Source organism: Plantibacter sp. VKM Ac-2880 (assembly GCF_015351235.1).
In the GTDB taxonomy this organism is placed as follows: domain Bacteria; phylum Actinomycetota; class Actinomycetes; order Actinomycetales; family Microbacteriaceae; genus Plantibacter.
This window is the reverse complement of the sequence record NZ_JADKSJ010000002.1, coordinates 450,652-468,290: the sequence shown is the minus strand read 5'-3', so window position 1 is coordinate 468,290 and position 17,639 is coordinate 450,652. Positions and strand designations below refer to the sequence as shown.

General features: G+C 72.8%; 16 protein-coding genes. 14 read left to right on the top strand and 2 right to left on the bottom strand.

The genetic code is table 11. From position 1 onward, the window contains the following. Positions 1-37 precede the first annotated feature (37 nt). From ITJ57_RS14305 to ITJ57_RS14245, 13 genes are all read left to right on the top strand, one after another. Positions 38-1,597, top strand: coding sequence for an FGGY-family carbohydrate kinase (locus tag ITJ57_RS14305; protein WP_194670751.1), 1,560 nt, complete (start codon positions 38-40; stop codon positions 1,595-1,597). After that, positions 1,594-2,352 carry a DeoR/GlpR family DNA-binding transcription regulator gene (locus ITJ57_RS14300; protein ID WP_194670750.1) on the top strand — a complete coding sequence of 253 codons (759 nt, stop codon included), beginning with the start codon at positions 1,594-1,596 and terminating at the stop codon, positions 2,350-2,352. The genes ITJ57_RS14305 and ITJ57_RS14300 overlap by 4 nt, the downstream gene beginning before the upstream one ends. Further along, on the top strand, positions 2,349-3,353 hold the full coding sequence (locus ITJ57_RS14295) for a 1-phosphofructokinase family hexose kinase (protein WP_194670749.1): 1,005 nt from the start codon (positions 2,349-2,351) through the stop codon (positions 3,351-3,353). Before ITJ57_RS14300 ends, ITJ57_RS14295 begins: the two co-directional genes overlap by 4 nt. Next, positions 3,350-4,831, top strand: a complete 1,482-nt coding sequence (locus ITJ57_RS14290; protein ID WP_194670748.1) for a rhamnulokinase family protein — start codon at positions 3,350-3,352, stop codon at positions 4,829-4,831. The genes ITJ57_RS14295 and ITJ57_RS14290 overlap by 4 nt, the downstream gene beginning before the upstream one ends. After that, positions 4,828-5,670 (top strand): class II aldolase/adducin family protein, encoded by an 843-nt coding sequence (locus tag ITJ57_RS14285; protein ID WP_194670747.1) that lies wholly within the window; start codon positions 4,828-4,830, stop codon positions 5,668-5,670. Before ITJ57_RS14290 ends, ITJ57_RS14285 begins: the two co-directional genes overlap by 4 nt. Continuing rightward, a complete protein-coding gene (locus ITJ57_RS14280) occupies positions 5,667-6,413 on the top strand; it encodes an SDR family oxidoreductase (RefSeq protein WP_194670746.1) in 747 nt (248 codons plus the stop codon). Before ITJ57_RS14285 ends, ITJ57_RS14280 begins: the two co-directional genes overlap by 4 nt. 67 nt (positions 6,414-6,480) lie before the next feature. Next, on the top strand, positions 6,481-7,248 hold the full coding sequence (locus tag ITJ57_RS14275) for an SDR family oxidoreductase (protein ID WP_228507264.1): 768 nt from the start codon (positions 6,481-6,483) through the stop codon (positions 7,246-7,248). A gap of 84 nt (positions 7,249-7,332) precedes the next feature. Continuing rightward, the gene (locus tag ITJ57_RS14270) at positions 7,333-8,388 is read left to right on the top strand and encodes a DUF4432 family protein (RefSeq protein WP_194670745.1); all 1,056 of its coding nucleotides are present in this window, start codon (positions 7,333-7,335) and stop codon (positions 8,386-8,388) included. 159 nt (positions 8,389-8,547) lie between these two features. Then, positions 8,548-9,960: an FGGY family carbohydrate kinase gene (locus ITJ57_RS14265; protein ID WP_194670744.1), complete on the top strand. Its 1,413-nt coding sequence runs from the start codon at positions 8,548-8,550 to the stop codon at positions 9,958-9,960. Between the two features lie 117 nt (positions 9,961-10,077). After that, complete coding sequence (locus ITJ57_RS14260) at positions 10,078-10,998, top strand: hypothetical protein (RefSeq protein WP_200936454.1); 921 nt, start codon at positions 10,078-10,080, stop codon at positions 10,996-10,998. A 77-nt stretch (positions 10,999-11,075) separates the two neighbouring features. Beyond that, entirely contained in the window at positions 11,076-12,065 is a 990-nt protein-coding gene (locus ITJ57_RS14255) for a LacI family DNA-binding transcriptional regulator (protein ID WP_194670743.1), read from the top strand. A 164-nt stretch (positions 12,066-12,229) separates the two neighbouring features. Then, on the top strand, positions 12,230-13,294 hold the full coding sequence (locus ITJ57_RS14250; RefSeq protein ID WP_370582502.1) for a lysostaphin resistance A-like protein: 1,065 nt from the start codon (positions 12,230-12,232) through the stop codon (positions 13,292-13,294). 82 nt (positions 13,295-13,376) lie between these two features. Further along, positions 13,377-14,843 (top strand): LCP family protein, encoded by a 1,467-nt coding sequence (locus ITJ57_RS14245; protein ID WP_194670742.1) that lies wholly within the window; start codon positions 13,377-13,379, stop codon positions 14,841-14,843. A gap of 11 nt (positions 14,844-14,854) precedes the next feature. Here the strand turns inward: ITJ57_RS14245 and ITJ57_RS14240 are convergent, their stop codons facing one another. Further along, positions 14,855-15,760 carry a LysR family transcriptional regulator gene (locus ITJ57_RS14240; RefSeq protein ID WP_194670741.1) on the bottom strand — a complete coding sequence of 302 codons (906 nt, stop codon included), beginning with the start codon at positions 15,758-15,760 and terminating at the stop codon, positions 14,855-14,857. Continuing rightward, complete coding sequence (locus ITJ57_RS14235) at positions 15,757-16,617, bottom strand: endo alpha-1,4 polygalactosaminidase (RefSeq protein ID WP_194670740.1); 861 nt, start codon at positions 16,615-16,617, stop codon at positions 15,757-15,759. Before ITJ57_RS14235 ends, ITJ57_RS14240 begins: the two co-directional genes overlap by 4 nt. Positions 16,618-16,737: 120 nt before the next feature. On the opposite strand from ITJ57_RS14235, the gene ITJ57_RS14230 reads away from it, so the two are divergent. Next, on the top strand, positions 16,738-17,577 hold the full coding sequence (locus ITJ57_RS14230) for a MurR/RpiR family transcriptional regulator (RefSeq protein ID WP_228507260.1): 840 nt from the start codon (positions 16,738-16,740) through the stop codon (positions 17,575-17,577). Positions 17,578-17,639: the final 62 nt, after the last annotated feature.

Below are 17,639 nucleotides of genomic sequence, written 5' to 3'. Positions count from 1 at the left end.
GGTCGCGACGACGATGACGACGAACGGAAGGCCGCCGATGGCTGAGCACGGATCCCAGGGCGACCCGCGGGGAGCTCTGACGGGCCTGCTGCTCGGGATCGACGTCGGACAGACCGCCGTGAAGGCCGTACTGCACGACGAGCGACTCCGCCCCATCGCCGTCGCCCGTCGCGCGAGCCCCGTCGACCGGCCAGTGGCCCGACACGCGGAGCGGTCGCAGGACGCCCTCTGGGCCGCGGTCGCCGACGCCGTCGCGGAGGTTGTGGCGACGCCAGGCGTCGACGCGTCCCTCGTGGCCGCCGTCGGGATCACCGGCCACGGCGACGGACTCCACCTCGTGACCGCATCGGGCGAGCCCGTCGGCCCGGCCATCACCGCGATGGACTCCCGTGCCCATCTCGAGGCCGCCGAACTCGCCGCCGATCCGGACCGACTGCGGGTGGTGCTCGAGCGCTCCGGTCAGCTGCCGACGCCCGGAGCCGCCGGCAACCTGCTCCGCTGGCTGCTCCGCCACGATCCCGAGCGGGTCGCGCGAGCCGACACCATGCTCTTCTGCAAGGACGTCATCCGTCACCGGCTGACCGGTGAGCTCTCCACCGACTACTCCGACGCCTGCGCGTCCTTCCTCGACGTCGGCACCGCGAGCTGGAGTGCCGAGGTGCTCGACGCCTACGGCCTCCCGGCGGACCTCCTCCGCCTGCTGCCACCGATCAGTCCGAGCGGCATGGTCGTCGGGCAGGTGCTCCCCGAGGCCGCCGCGATCACGGGCCTCGCCGTCGGCACCCCGGTGATCAGCGGCCTTCACGATGTCCAGGCGTCCTCGATCGGGATGGGGGCGCTCGCCCCCGGACGCCTCGCGCTCGTCGCGGGCTCGTTCAGCACCAACGGGGTCACCACCACCCGGCCCGACGTCGACCCGCGGTGGCAGTCGCGACTCTCGATCACCCCGGACCTCCGCATCGCGATGTCCACCTCGGCGACCGCCTCGCCCTCCTTCGACTGGACGCTGCGCCTGCTCGGCGCGTCAGACCCGGTGGACCGCGATGCGCTGATCGCCGAGGCCGCAGCCCTGCCACCCGAGGAACCGGTGCCGCTCGTCCTACCCTTCCAGTCGGATTCCCCCCTCGGCTCCGACGCCACGGCCACCATCGCGGGCGTCCGCGACGGACACACCCGCGCGCACGTGCTGCGGGGCGCCATGGAGGGGATCGTGCTCATGCATCGCTGGCACACGCGAGCCCTCGCCGAACGGTTCGACTGGGACGAACCCGTCGTCCTCGGTGGCGGGCTCGCCCGCTCGCCCCTCTACGTGCAGCTCGTCGCGAACGCGCTGCGGGCACCCGTCGCGGTCGTCGACTCCGAGGAGGCCGGTGCCCTCGGTGCTGCGATCGTCGCCGGGGTAGCCACCGGGCTTCTCGCGTCGGTGGAGCAGGCGCAGCACGACGTCGTCCGTCACGCGCCGGCCGTCTTGCCGACCGCCGCCTCCGCCGGGTACTGGGCGGAGGTGGGCCGCGCGTTCGACGAACTCGTGATCGCCCTCGACCCCTGGTGGGCACGCCGGGCCGCGTCGCCCATCGACGAGGCGGAGACCCGATGAGCGGCAGCGTCGACGTCCGGCGTCGGGCGATCCTCGACCGGCTCGAGGCACACGGTCGTGTGGAGGTCGGTGCGCTGTCGGCCGTGCTCGGCGTGACCGAGGAGACGATCCGGCGCGACCTGCGCGCGCTCGAACTCGACGGGCTGCTCCGGCGCGCGCACGGCGGTGCGGTCCGATCGGACCTCGACACCGACCGGCACCCCGACCTCCGCGCGGCCGCCGCCCTCGCCGACCGCGCCCTGACGCTCATCGACGCCGGTTCCGCCGTCTTCCTCGGTGGCGGCTCGGCCTGCGAGGCGCTCGCGGCGCGACTCGCGCCCACCCCGGGCACCGTCCTGGTCACGGGCTCCGTGCCGGTGGCGCTCGCGGCCGCGCTCGCAGACGAACGGGCCGTCGTCCACCTCATCGGTGGCACCGCGGACGACCACGGACTCCTCACGGGTGCCTGGGCGCGTGAGCAGCTGAGCGGTCTCCGTCTGGACGTCGCCGTCGTCGAAGCGCTCGGTGTCACCGCCGACGGCCGGCTGCTCCACGCGTCGCCGGAGGAGGCCGCCGTGGTCGCCACGGCGGTGGATCTGGCCGGGTCGGCGATCCTCCTGGTCGATCCGGAGACGTTCGGCGCGGGTGGGCTGGCCGCCTCGGTACCGGCCGGGAGCCTCGCCACCGTGCTCCTCGCGGGCGATGCCGATCCGGGCGGGCTCGAGGTACTGCTTGCGACCGGCGTCCGCGTCGAGACGATCGGGGTCGGCGCATGAGCGGCATCGTCACGGTCACGCCGGCCGCCGCGATCGACCAGACCTACCGCGTCGACGGGCTGCGGCTGGGTGACGTCAACCGGGCGGTCGGCGTCTCGACCGAGCTGAGCGGGAAGGGCGTCAACGTCGCCAGGGCCGTGACCCTCTCCCGGCTGCCCGTCCGAGCCGTCGTCCCGATGGGGGAGGACGGGCGGATCCTCGCGGGCGACCCCGCCCTGCAGCCCCTGCTCGCCGTGGTCCCGACCGATGGACGGACCCGGGTGAACACGACGATCCTCGACGACGCGACCGGGACGACCAAGGTGAACGAGCCCGCGATCCCGTTGCGGGCCGCCGACTGGGCCGCGGTCGTCGCGGCGTCGGCGCGCGAGATCGACCGGATCGGTGCGGACTGGTTGGTCCTCTCCGGGACGATCCCCACGGTCACGGAGGGTGGCGGGCTCGTCGACATCCTCGAGCTGCTGCGGGAGGCCGGGGGTCGCGGAGCGCGCGTCGCCGTCGACACCGCCGGTGTGGCCCTCGAGACCGCCGTCGCGAACCTCGACCTCGTGCACCTGCTCAAACCGAACGCCCACGAACTCGCCGAACTCACCGGCCGGGAGTTGTTGACGATCGGTGACGTCGCCGCCGCGGCTGACGAGTTGCACCGGGCCGGCTGCGACCTCGTCTACGTGAGCATGGGTGCCGACGGTGCGCTCGTGCGCTCGTCCGCCGGCCTGTGGCACGCCCACACCGCGGCGACCGTGGTCAACACCGCCGGTGCCGGAGACGCCTCGCTCGCCGGCTTCCTCGTCGGCCTCCGCGGGCCGGACGGCCAGGACGATCCGGCGGCCGCCGTCGCGACGGCCGCCGCCTGGGGTGCGCTCGCGGTGTCGAGCGCGACGACGGTCCTCACCTCGCTCGACGGTGCACCGCTGCCGATCGCCGTCCGCGACCCCGACCCGGGGACGCCTCTGCGCGAACCGGCGACACCACCCCGGTCGGAGGTCGAGCCGCGATGACCGCCTCCGCCGTCCCGAGCTTCCACGCCGCCGTCGACCTCGGCGCGTCGAGCGGTCGCGTCATCGTGGGGCGGTGGGACGGCGAGCAGCTCCGGCTCGTCGAGGTGCACCGGTTCCCGAACGGCCCGGTCGTGCGCGACGGCCGGCTCGTGTGGGACGCCGAGCGGTTGTTCGAGGAGACGCTGACGGGGCTCGCAGCGGCGGTCCGCCACGCTGAGGCGGCGGGCGGCGCACTCGACGGCATCGGGATCGACAGTTGGGGCGTCGACGTCGGCCTGCCCGTTCTCGGCGCCTCGCGTCTCGCCTCGTCCGTCCCCGAGGTCCGGCACCACCGCGGTGCGGACGAGCACGAGCCGGAGCGCGCCGCCGCCCTCGTCGACCCCGCCGCGGCGTACGCGGTCACGGGCGTGATCGAACACCCGATCAACACCGCCTTCCAGCTGCGGTCGCTCGCTGCGGGCTCGGAGGCCGGACCGCCGCCGACCGAGGCACCGACCGTCCTGTTGGTCCCCGACCTCTGGGTGTGGTTGCTCACCGGCGTCGTCGGTGCCGAGCGGACGATCGCCTCCACGACCCAGCTCCTCGATCAGCGCTCCGGCGACTGGGCTGGGGCACTCATCGAGCGGTGGGGGCTCGGCGGGTTCCGCTTCCCACCGGTGGTCGCACCGGGCACCCTCGCCGGGTCGACGACGCCGGAGGTCACCGCCCGTCTGGGGGCGCGCTCCGCGATCCCCGTCCACCGGGTCGCTGAGCACGACACGGCGTCGGCGCTCGCGTTCGCCCGCCCGGACGGCGCCGAGCTGCTCGTCTCGAGTGGCAGCTGGTCGCTCGCCGGCGTGTGTCTCGCCGAGCCGATCCTCAATGAGCCCGCGCGGCTCGCCGGGTTCACCAACGAGGCCGGCGCCGCGGGATCGTCGCTCCTCCTCCGCAACCTCACCGGCATGTGGTTGCTCACCGAGTGCGCGCGGGCCTGGTCGGAGGAGGACGGACACGCCGTCGACCCGGTGGAGCTCGTCGACGCCGCGACCGTGGCCGCCGAATCGGCCGAGGCCGTGCCGCCCACGGTGTTCGACGTCGCCGACCCCCGACTCCTCGTCCCGGGCGACATGCCGGCCCGCATCACGGCGCTGTGCCGAGCGGCCGGAGGCACCGCGCCGAGCGGTCGCGTGGACCTCGTCCGCAGTGTGATCGAGAGCCTCGCCGCAGCGTACGCCGCGAGCGGTCGGGCCGCTGCGGCACTGACCGGCGTCCCGATCCGTTCGGTCCGCATCGTCGGCGGCGGATCCCGCAACCGGCTGCTCTGCGCACGCACAGCGGAGCTGACCGGCCTGCCCGTCACCGCCGGCCCGGCCGAAGCCTCGGCGCTCGGCAACCTCGCCGTCCAACTCGTGGCCGCCGGCCGCGCTCCGTCGCTCGAGGCCGTGTACCGGGGTCACCGCGACGACCCCGCCGACGATCAGGAACAGGGACAGACATGACGCACCCGACCGACCGACCGGAGACCGAGGCGGAGACGCGAGGACGGCTCGCGACCTTCTCCCGGGAACTCGGCCGCCCGGATCGTGCCTGGGCGCTGCTCGCCGAGGGCAACACCTCCCTCCTGCTCCCTGGCACCGAAACCCCGACCATGCTCGTGAAGGCGAGTGGCACGTCGATGGCCACGGCGACCGCCGACGACGCCGTCCGACTGGAGCTCCCGTCCGTCCTCGAGCTCGTCGACGCCGACAGGGGAGGCGACGCCGAGGTCGACGCGCTCTTCGACGCGGCGTCACTCGCCGGGAACGGCAGGCGGCCCTCTGTCGAGGCGATCCTCCACGCCGTCTGTCTCGACCTGCCCGGCGTCGCCGCGGTCGGCCACACCCATCCCGTCCCCGTCAACGCCCTGCTCTGCTCGGTGTCCGCGGAGGCGTTGACCCGCGGCTCGCTGTTTCCCGACCAGATCGTCGTGCTCGGCCCCGACCCGCTGCTCGTGCCCTACGTCGACCCGGGGCTGGGGCTCGCCCGGGTGGTTCGACGCCTCCTGCGGAACAGGATCGAGGCGACCGGCCGGGTGCCCAAGGTCGTCTACCTCCGGAACCACGGCATGTTCGCGCTCGGTTCCGACAGCGCGGAGGTCCTGCGGATCACCGAGATGGCCGTCAAGGTCGCCCAGGTGCTCCTCGGCGCGCTGGCGGCGGGCGGCCCCGTGTACCTCGACGACGCAGCCGTCGCGCGGATCGACACGAGACCCGACGAACTCCTCCGGCGCGCCGCCCTGGCGTCGCCGGAACCGACGACGAACCGTGCCACGACGGCACAGGACGGGGCAGACGCATGACCGGACCGGACGGCACCATCGACCTCGGCGGGCAGGTCGCCATCATCACCGGTGCATCCTCGGGCATCGGCCGGTCGTACGCGCAGGCGCTCGCCACGGTGGGCGTGCGCACGGTCCTCGTCGGCCGATCCACCGAGCGGCTCGCGGCCCTCGCCGACGCCCTCCCGGTCGAGAGCGTGTTCCTCGCCGGCGACCTCGCCGATCCTGCCGTCTCGGAACAGGCCGTCGCGCTCGCCCTCGCCGCCTTCGGTCGCCTCGACGTCGTCCTCGCGAACGCCGGGCTCTACGTCGGAGGCGATTTCGCCGACACCCCGATGACGGCGATCCAGGAGCTCGTCGGCGTCAACGTCCTGGGCGCGATGGCGACCGTGCGGGCCGCGCTGCCGCACCTCATCGCTCAGGGCTCCGGCGACGTCCTCGTGACGAGTTCGGTATCCGGCCACCAGGACATCCACTGGGAACCGGTGTACTCGGCCACGAAACACGCCATGCAGTCGTTCGTCCACACCACCCGGCGCAACCTCGTCGGTTCGGGGGTGCGGATGGGCGCCGTCGCTCCCGGCGTGGTGCTGAACGAGCTGTGGGGGATCGCGGAGGGCGCCGACGGGGTCGACGACCAGGTCGCGGCACGCACCGGCATCCGCTCGGAGGACGTCGCGGACGCGGTGCTCTTCATGCTCACCCGCCCCCGCCACGTCACCATCCGCGACCTCGTGATCCTGCCGACGGACCAGGAGATCTGACCGCCGTGCCGAGCCCCACCTCCAGCCACACTTCCATCCACCGTCCACCCACCAGCAGGGAGTCCTGATGTTCTCCGACCTCAACGGCCGCACCGCGGTCATCACCGGCGGGGCCCGCGGGCTCGGCTTCTCGATCGCGACAGCGCTCGCCGCCCAGGGTGTCCACGTCGCCCTGCTCGACCTGCTGCCCGCCGTGCAGGCGTCGGCCGAGCAGCTCGCCGCCGAACACGGGGTCCGCAGTGTCGGGATCACGGTCGACGTGACCGACGCCGAGGCCGTCGAGGCGGCCTTCTCGACCGCCGAGGCCGAGCTCGGCGCGCCGTCACTGCTCGTGACTGCGGCGGGTATCACGATCTGGGGCGACAGTGTCGACGTCGCGCCGGACACCTGGCGCAAGGTGCTCGCCGTGAACCTGGACGGCACCTTCTTCGCCGCGCAGTCCTTCGCCCGCCGCGCGATCGCCGCCGGCCGTCCGGCGTCGGCCGTCTTCATCTCCTCGATGTCGGCGTTCATCGTGAACCAGCCGCAGTTCCAGGCCTCCTACAACACGTCGAAGGCGGCCGTCAGTCACCTCGCCTCCTCCCTGGCCGTGGAGTGGGCGCCGGCGGGCGTCCGGGTGAACGCGATCGCCCCCGGGTACTTCCTCTCCGACATGACCCGCGAGTTCACCGAGGCGAACCCGGACCTCGCCGCGGCGTGGACGTCCGCCATCCCCGCCGGACGGATGGGACAGCCGGAGGATCTGCACGGGCTCGTCCTGCTGCTCGCCTCGGACGCCTCGTCCTACCTCACGGGCCAGAGTCTCGTGATCGACGGCGGCTACACGGCGCTCTGAGCGCCCGACTCGTCCCAACACCATCCCGCACACCGTCCGCCCCCGCCCACCAGACCGCCCCCCGACCAGACCCGAGGACCAGCCATGACCGACTCCGACCTGCACGGTGACCCAGCCCCCGACCTCGCCGGCGACGCCGCCTGGGGGACACGGCGGCGACGGTTCGTCGAGGCGCGCTCCGGCGCGGTCGAACGGGCGTGGGCGCCGCGTCCCGTGCGGGTCGACGACGGTCCGTCGGTCGGGCGGCGGCAGATCGAACTCCGTCACCTCGGCGGGCTGGAGGCGACCGTCGAGGTCGACCAGTTCCTCGACCTCGGCGAGGCGTCCTGGAACGGGGACGTCGTGTCCTTCGTCGCGCCGACGACCGCGCCGCACGCGGAGAGCTGGGCCAGGCGCTGGCAGGGTGGTCTGCTGACGACCTGCGGGCTCACGGCGGTCGGGGTGGCGTCGGAGGCCGAGGGCGGGATGCACGGACGGGCGTCCAGGATCCCGGCGACGCTCACGCGGAGCGAGGGCCGCTGGACCGAGGAGGGGCGGTACGAGCTCCTCGTCGACGGATTCCTGCGCGAGGGCGCCGTCTTCCAGCAGAACCTCACGGTGACCCGTAGCATCCGTGCCGAGGTCGGTGTCGCGCGGGTCCGCCTGCATGACGTGGTCCGCAACGAGGGATTCGTCGCCGAGCCGGTGCGGCTGCTCTACCACGTGAACCTCGGGTGGCCACTGCTGCACGGCGGTGCGGTCGTGGCGGCCGAGGCCGAGCCGTCCGCTGACCCCGTGTCCGGACCGTCGGGTGACGGTCCGTGGCGACGGGTGATCGAGGAGCCGGAGCCCGCGGCCGATGAGCAGGTGGACGCCCTGGACGCCGTGGCCGGTGCCGACGGCTGGTCCACCGCGACGCTGGCCGGCGAGGTGGGGACGGTCTCGATCCGCTTCCGCCCTGACCAGCTGCCGTTCCTCACCGTGTGGCGCAGCACGGCGGCAGGCTCGTACGCCCTCGGCATCGAACCGGGCACCTGCTGGCCGAGTCACGCCGTCGGTCCGGACCGCGGGAAGGTCGGACGAGTGCTCGAACCGGGGGAGTCCTTCGAGGTCGACCTCGAGATCGTGTTCGAGTCGGCGACGGACGACTTCGGCGACTGAGCCCAGCAGCCTCGGCCGCCCTCGGGCGCACCGTTTCCGAAGAATTCACGCTGGGGTATGTCATCGATGACATGAACGGGGTATGCTCGCCATGACATCGATGACATGGAGTCATCGTCGGAAGCCGACACGGACGTCGGACCCTGAACGGACACCGCCGTGCACGCTGCTGCGAACCTCGACCCGACCACCGTCGCGTCCGTGGCCCCCGACGGACTCGTCGCCGGACTGGACCTCGGAAGCACGGGTGTGAAGATCCTCATCACCGACGCCGACGGTGCCGAGGTCCTCATCCACCAGCTCCCGACCCCGTGGCTCGCCGGTGCCGGCGGCACGACCGTCATGGAGGCCGCCTCCCTCATCGCGACCGTCCGCGAACTCCTCGACCACGTCGCCGCCGAACTCGCCGACCGCTTCGGACCGACCGTGCGCGTCCGAGCGCTCGCCGTGTCGGGCATGGGGGAGTCCGGGATCGTCCTCGACACCGTCGGCCGGCCCGTCGCCCCCGCGATCGCCTGGTTCGACCCGCGCGGTGCCGAACAGCTCGCCGCGCTCCCGGCCACGATCGCGGAGCAGTTCGCCGGCCGGACCGGCCTCCCGCTCGGCGTCCAGGTCTCGGTCGTCAAGCTCCTGCACCTGCGGGACGCCGGACTCGACCTCACGGGAACCCGCTGGCTCAACCTGCCCGAGTTCCTCGTCGCGGCGCTCGGTGGCGAGGAGGCCGCAGAGTACTCGCTCTCGTCCCGCACCGGTCTGCTCGATCAGGACACCGGTGCCCCCTGGCCAGAACTCCTCGAGCACCTCGGGGTCGACGCCACGTTCCTGCCGCCCTTCGTCGACGCCGGCACCCCGCTCGGCTCCGCCTCGGCTCCCTGGGTTCCGAAGGTCTTCGCCGATGCGGCACTGACCGTCGCCGGCCACGACCACCTCGTCTCCGCCGTGTCCACCGGCTCGTTCCCCGCCGAGCGGTACCACGTGTCGATGGGCACCGCCGAGGTTCTCCTGCGTCGACTCGACGCGCCGCTGCCCTTCGCCGCTCGAGAGCGCCTCGCCGAGGTCTTCATCAACTGCGTCCGGCACGTCGTCCCCGGGACCTGGGTCCTCGTCGCCGGGGTGAAGACGGGGCTCCTCATGCGCCGCACCCTGCAGCTCGTCGGTGTGACCGAGCGGGCCGGCCGCGACCGCCTCGACGGCGCGGTGATGGAGCTGCCCGTCGAGGGTCGCCTCGCGGACGGCGACATCCTCGTCTCCGGCGCCCGCAACGACGACGGGGTCCTGCACCTGACGGTCCGGGCGGACGGCGCCGACCCCGCTGAGATCTTCGCAGCGGTCCTCCGCCACGGCAACGACGAACTCCGTGTGCTCATCGAGGCCATGGACCGCGAGGTCCCGCCGGCGAGCTCGGCCCTCCTCACGGGCGGGTGGGCCGGCATGCGTTCGGTCCAACGCGCGCGAGCTACCGTCCTGCCCGGGATCCAGGTCTCCGACCGATCCCAGGACACCGCCTACGGTGCCACCGTCTTCGCCCGTTCCCTCCTCGAGCCGGCCGTCGCCGGCCGAGCACATCCCTGACCCGTCCGTCCGCCCAGCCACTCACCGAACCCACCCACCGGTCGACCTCGACCGGCCCGCAGCATCCGACGCGACCGCGTCGGCACACGACCCCATCCGAAGCACAAGGAGCACCTGATGAACGCAGTAGCCACCCGCACCAACGAGCTCACGACGCTCGAACGCCGTGCCATGTCCACGATCAGCACCCCGGCCGGTGGCATGCTCATCGTCGCCGGCGACCAGCGCAACGGTATGAAGGCCGTCATGAAGGACGCGCCGAACGGTGCAGCCGGCATCAGCCGTGACGAGCTCGCCGAGGCGAAGAGCGACCTCGTGCGCTTCCTCGGCAACCACGCGCCCGCCATCCTCCTCGACCCCGAGGTCGCCCTCCCGCTCGTCGTCGACGAGCGCACCCTCTCCCGCACCACGGGTCTCGTGGTCGGCATGGACTCCTCCGGCTTCGACACCGAGAACGGTCTGCGTCGCACCAAGTACGTGCCCGGTATGGACGCCCGCAAGGTCCGTGAACTCGGTGGCGACGCCGCGAAGATGCTCTTCTACCTGCGCTCCGACCAGCGCGAGGCGGAGCAGGTCGTCATCGACGAGATCGCCCGCCTCGTGGCGGAGTGCTCGGCCGAGGGCGTCCTCCTCATCGTCGAGATCCTCGTCTACCAGCTCGACGGCGAGAGCGACGAGGCCTACGCCGAGATCTTCCCCGAACTCGTCCGCGGTGCCGCGGAGATCTCCGTCGCCGCCGGTTCCAAGGTCCTGAAGCTCCAGTACCCGGGTTCGGCGGAGGCCGCCGCAGCGGTGACCGAGGCCGCCGCCGGTGTGCCGTGGGCGGTCCTCTCGGCCGGTGTCGACCACGAGACCTTCGTCGGTCAGGTCCGCACCGCGGTCGAGAACGGTGCCGGTGGCGCCATGGCCGGCCGCTCGCTGTGGAAGGATAGCCTTTCGATCTCGTCGGCCACCCGCGAGGAACTGCTCACGAACCGTGCGCTGCCCCGCCTCCGCGAGCTCGAGCAGGTCATCGAGACCGCCCTCGCCGGACGCTGACGCCTCGCGGGCGGTGGCCGAGGTCACCGCCCGCGCACGTCCACCCGTCGAACCGGCACCATCCCCGAGGAGCACCCATGGCCACGATGCAGGACGTGGCGTCCCTCGCGGGGGTGAGTTCGAAGACGGTCTCGCGGGTCTTCAACGACGACCCGCACGTCCTCCCCGAGACGCGGTCGCGGGTCGAGACGGCCATGCGGGAGTTGAACTACGTCCCGAACGTGCTGGCGCGCACCTTCCGTGCCGGTCGATCCTCCTCGGTCGGTGTCGCCGTCCCCGACGTCGTCGACCCCTTCTTCGCCGCGGTCGTCCGGGCGGTGGAGGAGGTCTGCTCCCAGTCGGGCATCACCACGCTCGTCACGAGCATCGGTGACGACCCCTCGCGTGAGCGCGCCGTGCTCGACTCCTTACTGCGCTCGCAGCTCATGGGGCTCGTGCTCGCACCCGTCGCCGAGGACCAGTCATGGCTCGCGCCCTGGGCCGAGCACACGCCCATCGTGTTCGTCGACCGGGCGCCCGGGGGACTCGACGCGGACAGTTTCGTCGAGGACGACCACCGCGGTGCCTACCTCGCGACGAAGCATCTCCTCGAGCACGGTCACACCAGGGTCGCCTTCGTCGCCGACGCCGCACACCCACCCAGCACCCGACGCCGGCTCGAGGGCTACCGGTCCGCGCTCGCCGAGCACGACATCGCGCTCGATGACCGCCTCGTGAGCCTCGACGCGACGGACCGTGCACCGGCCGCCGTCGTCCTCGACGCTCTGCTCGCCCTCGCCGACCCGCCGACGGCCCTGTTCTCGGCGAACGCGCGTGTGACGATGGCGCTCGTCCCGGCGCTCCGCTCGCGGGGGATCGCCTCGCTCGGCTTCGGCGACTTCCCGATGGCGGACCAGCTCGACCCGGCCGTCAGCGTCATCGAGCAGGATCCCGCCCGGCTCGGGCGGCTCGCCGCCACGCGCGCGCTCGCCCGTTTCGGCGACGCGGACGCCTCGCACGAGCGCAGCACCGTCGTGCCCGTCGGGCTGCTGCTGCGGGAGTCCTGCGGCTGCCACCTCGACGGGTGATCCCCCGCCCGACGGATGCGGCACGGCCCGTCGGTGCGTAGCGTTGGAGGCTGCACGCGACGCTCGGGGGAGACATCATGCAGGATTCGGACGGAACGGCGAACGGGGGAGGCTGGGCGCCGGTGGGGCCACCCGTCGCTCGGCCTGGGGCGCCCTTGAGCGGAGTGGGCGCGGCAGAACCCGCCGGAGCGCCGGTGCTCGGGGCCGCCGCACGGGCGGTGCTCGCCCAACGACCCGAGTCGGCCGCAGACCGCCAGCGACGCCGGAACCGGGAGGCGGCCCCGGTCCTGCCGTCGCGGGTCCCGTGGGTCGCGGTGATCGTCTTCACGGTCCTGGCGATCGGACTCGCCTGGCTCGTCGCGTCCCCGCTGTGGTTGTCCGGTGAGGGGCTCGCGAACCCCTGGTTCCAGCTCATCGCGCTCGGCATGATGTACACGCCGACGATCGCGGCGGTCGTCGTGGTCTGCTTCGTCGCCCGACCGCGGAGCATCCCGCGGTTGCTCGGCCTCGCGCCCCTGCGTCCGCTCGCCCGCACCCTCGGGCTGTGTGCAGCCGCCCTCGTCGGCTTCCCGGTGCTCGCGTTCTGCGCCATGCTGCTCGGGCAGGCCATGGGCCTCATCACCCTCGACCTCGTCGACCTCTCCGGCCTCGCCGCCATCATGACCGCGTCCGGCGCCGGCGAGCCCACGCGGGACCAGCTCACGACGATCGCGCTCGTCCAGCTCCTCACCCTGCCGATCAGCGTGCTCGTGGCCTCGTTGTCCGCATTCGGTGAGGAGCTCGGCTGGCGCGGCTGGTTGCTGCCGAACCTCCTGCCGCTCGGTACCTGGCCGGCTCTCCTCGTCTCCGGCGCGATCTGGGGCGTGTGGCACGCGCCACTCATCCTCCTCGGCTACAACTACCAGCGGACGGACGTCGTCGGTGTGCTCCTCATGGTGGGCTGGTGCATGCTCCTCGGCGTCGTCATCGGGTGGTTGCGACTGCGCTCCGCCTCGGTCTGGCCGGCCGTGATCGCGCACGGCGCCGTGAACGCCGCCGTCGGGGCGCTCCTCTTGTTCGCCAGTCCCACCTCCATGCAGGACACCGGGAGTGTGTTCGGCACCCTGCTCGGCTGGCCGGGCTGGATCCTGCTCGCCGTGGTGACGCTCGCCCTCGTCGTCACCGGCCAGTTCGGCAAGCGTGCGGTGCCCGGGCTGTGTGCCTCCGAGGTCTCCGCGCCCGTGAGCTGACCCGCCGACGCATGCGCACGGCGTATGTGTCGCGCCGGGCAGGCTGCTTGTCCGGCTCTTCGACACTTGGTGCACTGGGATGATGCGCAGACCCGAGCTCCCCGAGGCGCCCACTCGCCCACACACCGCCCGCACCCCCCGTCACGGTCGTGCTGCGAGCCCCCGGGTCCGCCGACGACGCCTCATCGTCGGCATCGCCGGCGGTCTGGTGCTCGCGCTCCTCGGAGGCATCGGGGCCCTCGCGCTCCGGCTGCAGGGCAACCTCAGCTCCGAGACGATCGCCGCTCCGACCGGCCGTGCGACCGAGCCGGCGGAGCCTGGCGCACCGGACCCGGCGATCAACGTCCTGCTCCTCGGCTCCGACAGTCGTGACCTCGCGCTCGGTGACTACGGCGAGGACACCGGCACCAAGCGCAGCGACGCGATGGTGCTCGTGCACGTGTCCGCCGGCAACACCCGGATCGACGCGATGCAGATCCCCCGGGACACGCTGACCGACCTGTCGATGTGCACGGACACCGGGCGGGGGACGCCCGACGACTACGGCATGGTGAACGCGGCACTCAACTCGGGGGCCGCCTGCTCGGTCGCCGCCGTGCAGGCGATGACCGGTGTGCCGATCGACCACTTCGTCGAGCTCGACTTCAGTGGTTTCCAAGCGATCGTCAACGGCATGGACGGCCTGGCGGTGTGCCTGCCGGAGGACATGGAGGACCCCTATTCGAACCTGGCACTGCCCGCCGGAGCGCAGGTCATCGACGGGACGCAGGCGCTCGCACTCGCCCGCACCCGGCACGCGGTGGGTGACGGCAGCGACATCTCGCGCCTGGGCAACCAGCAGATGGTGATGTCCGCGATCGTGCAGCGCGCGCTGAGCGCCGAGGTGCTCACCCGGCCGGACCGGCTCATCCGCTTCCTCGACGCGGTCACGTCCTCGCTCACCGTCGACACGGCACTCGGCGACCTCGCGAGCCTCACCTCCCTCGCGCACCGGGTCTCACAGGTGCCCGCCACGGCCATCACCTTCCTGACGATGCCGTGGACCGAGGCGCCGTCGGACGCCAACCGGGTCGTTCCGAGCGAGGATGCGACGGTCGTCTTCTCGAGCCTCGCCACGGATGTCCCGGTGCCGATCGCGGGAGCCGCCGACGCGCCCCCGGCCGAGCCGGTCACTCCGGTCGAACCGGTGCGGGTCGAGGCGGTCAGCGTCCTCAACGGCTCGCAGACGAACGGTGTCGCGACGGCGACGGCCGACCGACTGACCGCTCTCGGATACGCCGTCGCGTCGATCGGCGATGCGGAGACGGACTCCCCGGTCACCATCCTCCTCGCGCGCGATTCGGACGCAGCACGGGCGACGGCCGCCTCCCTCGCGCAGGAGTTGGGGATCACGGTCGTCGTGAGCCGAGAACCCGGGCCGGACGAGGAGGACGTCGTGCTCGTCATCGGTGACGACTTCTCCGCACTGACCGAGGCCGCCGGGCAAGCGCAAGCGCCGGCGCCGGTCGAGGTCGAGTCCCGCAACGCCGCCGCGGACCTCTGCGGCTGACGCGGGGCGCATCACCGCCCGGGCGAGGCCTGATCCGTCAGCCGGAGGAAGGCGCTCACGGCGGGCGTCCCGACGGTGTCGTGGCGGACCAGCAGCCCGATGCTCCGCGTGACCGGAGTCGGGAACCGCCGGACCCGCGCGCCGTTCGCCGCAGCCCAGTCCGCGAGCCGCTCGGGGACCACGGTCAGTCCGACGCCTGCGGTCGCGAAGCGGGTGAGCGCATCGCGTTGGGTGGTCACGATGACCCGCGGCGGCTGCGCGCCGAAGCGGGCGTAGGCCTCGTCGGTCACGGCCCGCATCGACGTCCCGCGCGGGAGGGTCACGAGGGTGTGCGCAGCCAGCTCCTCGCCGGTGATGGTCGGCGGGGCGTGGTCGGCCTCGCGCTCGGCGTCAGTCCTGAGGCCGGGGAGGACGATCGCGAACCGCTGTTCCTCCAGGAGCCGCACCTCGACGCCGGGACCGACGGTGGCCACATCGGCCACGCCGAGGTCGATGCGCCCGAGGTCGATGGCCTCGAGCAGCTCGGCCGAGTCGACGGCGCCAATGACCTCGATGCGGACGTCGGGGTGCGCGGCGTGGAACCGGGCGACGAGCTCCGGGACGTGGGTCGCGACGAGCGAGGGGAGCGCGCCGATCCGGAGCGTGCCGGCGGTGAGCGCGTGTTGGGCGTCGGCGAGTGCGCGGAGCCCGTTCGCCTCCTGGAGCATCCGCCTCGCCGGGCCGAGCACCGACCGTCCGGCATCGGTGACCTGCATGCGCCGACCGACCCGGGTGAACAGCGCGAGCCCGAGCTCGGCCTCGCAGCGTTGGATGCGTCTCGTGAGCGAGGGCTGCGAGATCCGGAGGACGTCGGCGGCGGCCGCGTACGAGCCGTAGTCCACCACGGCGACGACGGCTTCGAGCTGTTCGAGGTTCACCGGCAGGCTTCGTACACGTGGTCGGCGGCGTCGGCCGGGGCGAGGTCGCGGTCGCGCAGGATCGTCGAGAACGGGACCTGCGGGTCGGCGCACACCTCGTCGAAGGTGCCGCGCAGATCGTCGGTGTACTCGATGTCGAGCACGGCCCCGCCGTACACCTCGGTGTAGGTGCCGCACTCGTCGAAGCGGTGGCACTCCTCGGCCACGGCGAAGTCGAAGCCGACGTCGTCCCGTCCCCGCGTGCCGAGGTCGCCGGCGTTCTTCTGCCCGATGAGGAGTCCGGCGTCGTGGGCGAGGTCGGCGTAGCGGGTGGCGAGGGCCATCGCATCGTCCACGGTGAGGCGGCCGTCGGACCGCGTGTACGAATCGAGGTTGTCGATCTCGACGGCGTCGAAGCCGGCGTCGGCGCAGCGGGTGATGCTCGTGCCGACCCGCTCGGCGATGCGGGCTCGTCGGTCGTCGGTGGAGAGGTCGAAGATCAGCTCGTCGGGCCAGTTCTCGTCGATGATCGGTTCGCCCGCCTCGTCGGTGAGCACGAGGTCCGGCTCGGCGAGCCACGCGTCGCGATCGGCCGGCTGGCTCTGGAAGCCGTTCACGTAGCAGATCGAGTACCGGTCCGGGGCCGGGGTGTCCGTGCTGTCGCGGACGACGCCACCCACGCCGGCGGCCGGTTCGTATCCGCCGCCGAGTTGGTAGTCGAACACGATGTCGGTCGGGAACCCACTGGCCGCGGTGGCCGATCCGGTGCTGGAGGCGGCCTCGCTCTGGGAGGAGGAGCAGCCGGCGGCGACGAGCGCGACGGCGAGGACGCCGGCGGCCGCGAGGGCCTTCCGGGCACGGAGGTGGGGGAACGGCATGCGACCAGCCTAGGTCGGGACCGCGCGCCGCGTTCACCGGCCGGGTTTCCCGATGGGCTAGGCTGCCACCACTTCGGCGCCGAGCCCCGTGCTGTCCCGCCGACTGAGCGAAGGAGCGGGATGGTCCTCATGCCCGGCGGTGCCGACAGCGGCGTCATGGCGCGGTTGCGTGCGGCGTCCTCGCTGCTCGGACCGAGCGAGCGACGGGTCGCGCAGGTGGTGCTCGCCCGGCCGGCCGAGGTGGTGGAATGGTCGACCACGGAGCTCGCGGTCGCGGCAGGGACGTCGCCGGCCACGGTGATCCGCGCCTGCCAGAGTCTCGGGTTCCGCGGTTTCCAGCATCTCCGGCTCGAGGTGGCGCGCGCAGCGGGCGAACTCGGACACGACGCGCCGGACGGTGTCGTCGCGACCGTCTTCGCCGAGGCCGTGGACGCCCTCCGGCTCAGTCAGGAGAGCGTCGATGCTGCACGCATCGAGGAGGCCGCCGCCGCGCTGGCCGCTGCGCGGCGGATCGTGCTCCTCGGCAACGGGTTCTCCGGACCGCCTGTCCAGGACACCGCGTTGCGCCTCAGCACCCTGGGCCGGTCCGTGGAGGCACCGGTCGACATCCTGGCCCAGCAGTTCGCCGTGCATTCCCTCACCGCCGATGACGTGTGCCTGGCGGTGAGCTACTCCGGTGCGAACGCGCACACCTTGACCGCCTGCCGAGCCGCCGCCGCCGCGGGCGCGCGGGTCGTCGTCGTGACGAGCTACGCGCGATCGCCGCTGGCTCGTCTCGCCACCATCGCGCTCGTCACCGGGCCCGCCGGTCGCGCGCACGACGTCGACCCGTTCCTGTCTCGACTCGGACACCTCGTCGTCCTGCACGCCCTGCACACCGCGCTGTCGGTGCGGAGTGGTGCCGGAGACGTGGCGGACATGCGGCACGTCGTCGCGGACGCGCTGGCCGACGAGGTCTGATCCTCCGCCCGACAAGCGTGGCCGAGCGTTCACCGGGCCGTCGCGGTCGCGTCACCGGACGT

Coding starts and splice junctions, on each gene's coding strand:
- ITJ57_RS14230 (WP_228507260.1), top strand. CDS start 16,738: ATGGTCCTCATGCCCGGCGGTGCCGACAGCGGCGTCATGGCGCGGTTG.
- ITJ57_RS14295 (WP_194670749.1), top strand. CDS start 2,349: ATGAGCGGCATCGTCACGGTCACGCCGGCCGCCGCGATCGACCAGACC.
- ITJ57_RS14285 (WP_194670747.1), top strand. CDS start 4,828: ATGACGCACCCGACCGACCGACCGGAGACCGAGGCGGAGACGCGAGGA.
- ITJ57_RS14255 (WP_194670743.1), top strand. CDS start 11,076: ATGGCCACGATGCAGGACGTGGCGTCCCTCGCGGGGGTGAGTTCGAAG.
- ITJ57_RS14290 (WP_194670748.1), top strand. CDS start 3,350: ATGACCGCCTCCGCCGTCCCGAGCTTCCACGCCGCCGTCGACCTCGGC.
- ITJ57_RS14235 (WP_194670740.1), bottom strand. CDS start 16,617: ATGCCGTTCCCCCACCTCCGTGCCCGGAAGGCCCTCGCGGCCGCCGGC.
- ITJ57_RS14245 (WP_194670742.1), top strand. CDS start 13,377: ATGCGCAGACCCGAGCTCCCCGAGGCGCCCACTCGCCCACACACCGCC.
- ITJ57_RS14275 (WP_228507264.1), top strand. CDS start 6,481: ATGTTCTCCGACCTCAACGGCCGCACCGCGGTCATCACCGGCGGGGCC.
- ITJ57_RS14280 (WP_194670746.1), top strand. CDS start 5,667: ATGACCGGACCGGACGGCACCATCGACCTCGGCGGGCAGGTCGCCATC.
- ITJ57_RS14270 (WP_194670745.1), top strand. CDS start 7,333: ATGACCGACTCCGACCTGCACGGTGACCCAGCCCCCGACCTCGCCGGC.
- ITJ57_RS14260 (WP_200936454.1), top strand. CDS start 10,078: ATGAACGCAGTAGCCACCCGCACCAACGAGCTCACGACGCTCGAACGC.
- ITJ57_RS14300 (WP_194670750.1), top strand. CDS start 1,594: ATGAGCGGCAGCGTCGACGTCCGGCGTCGGGCGATCCTCGACCGGCTC.
- ITJ57_RS14305 (WP_194670751.1), top strand. CDS start 38: ATGGCTGAGCACGGATCCCAGGGCGACCCGCGGGGAGCTCTGACGGGC.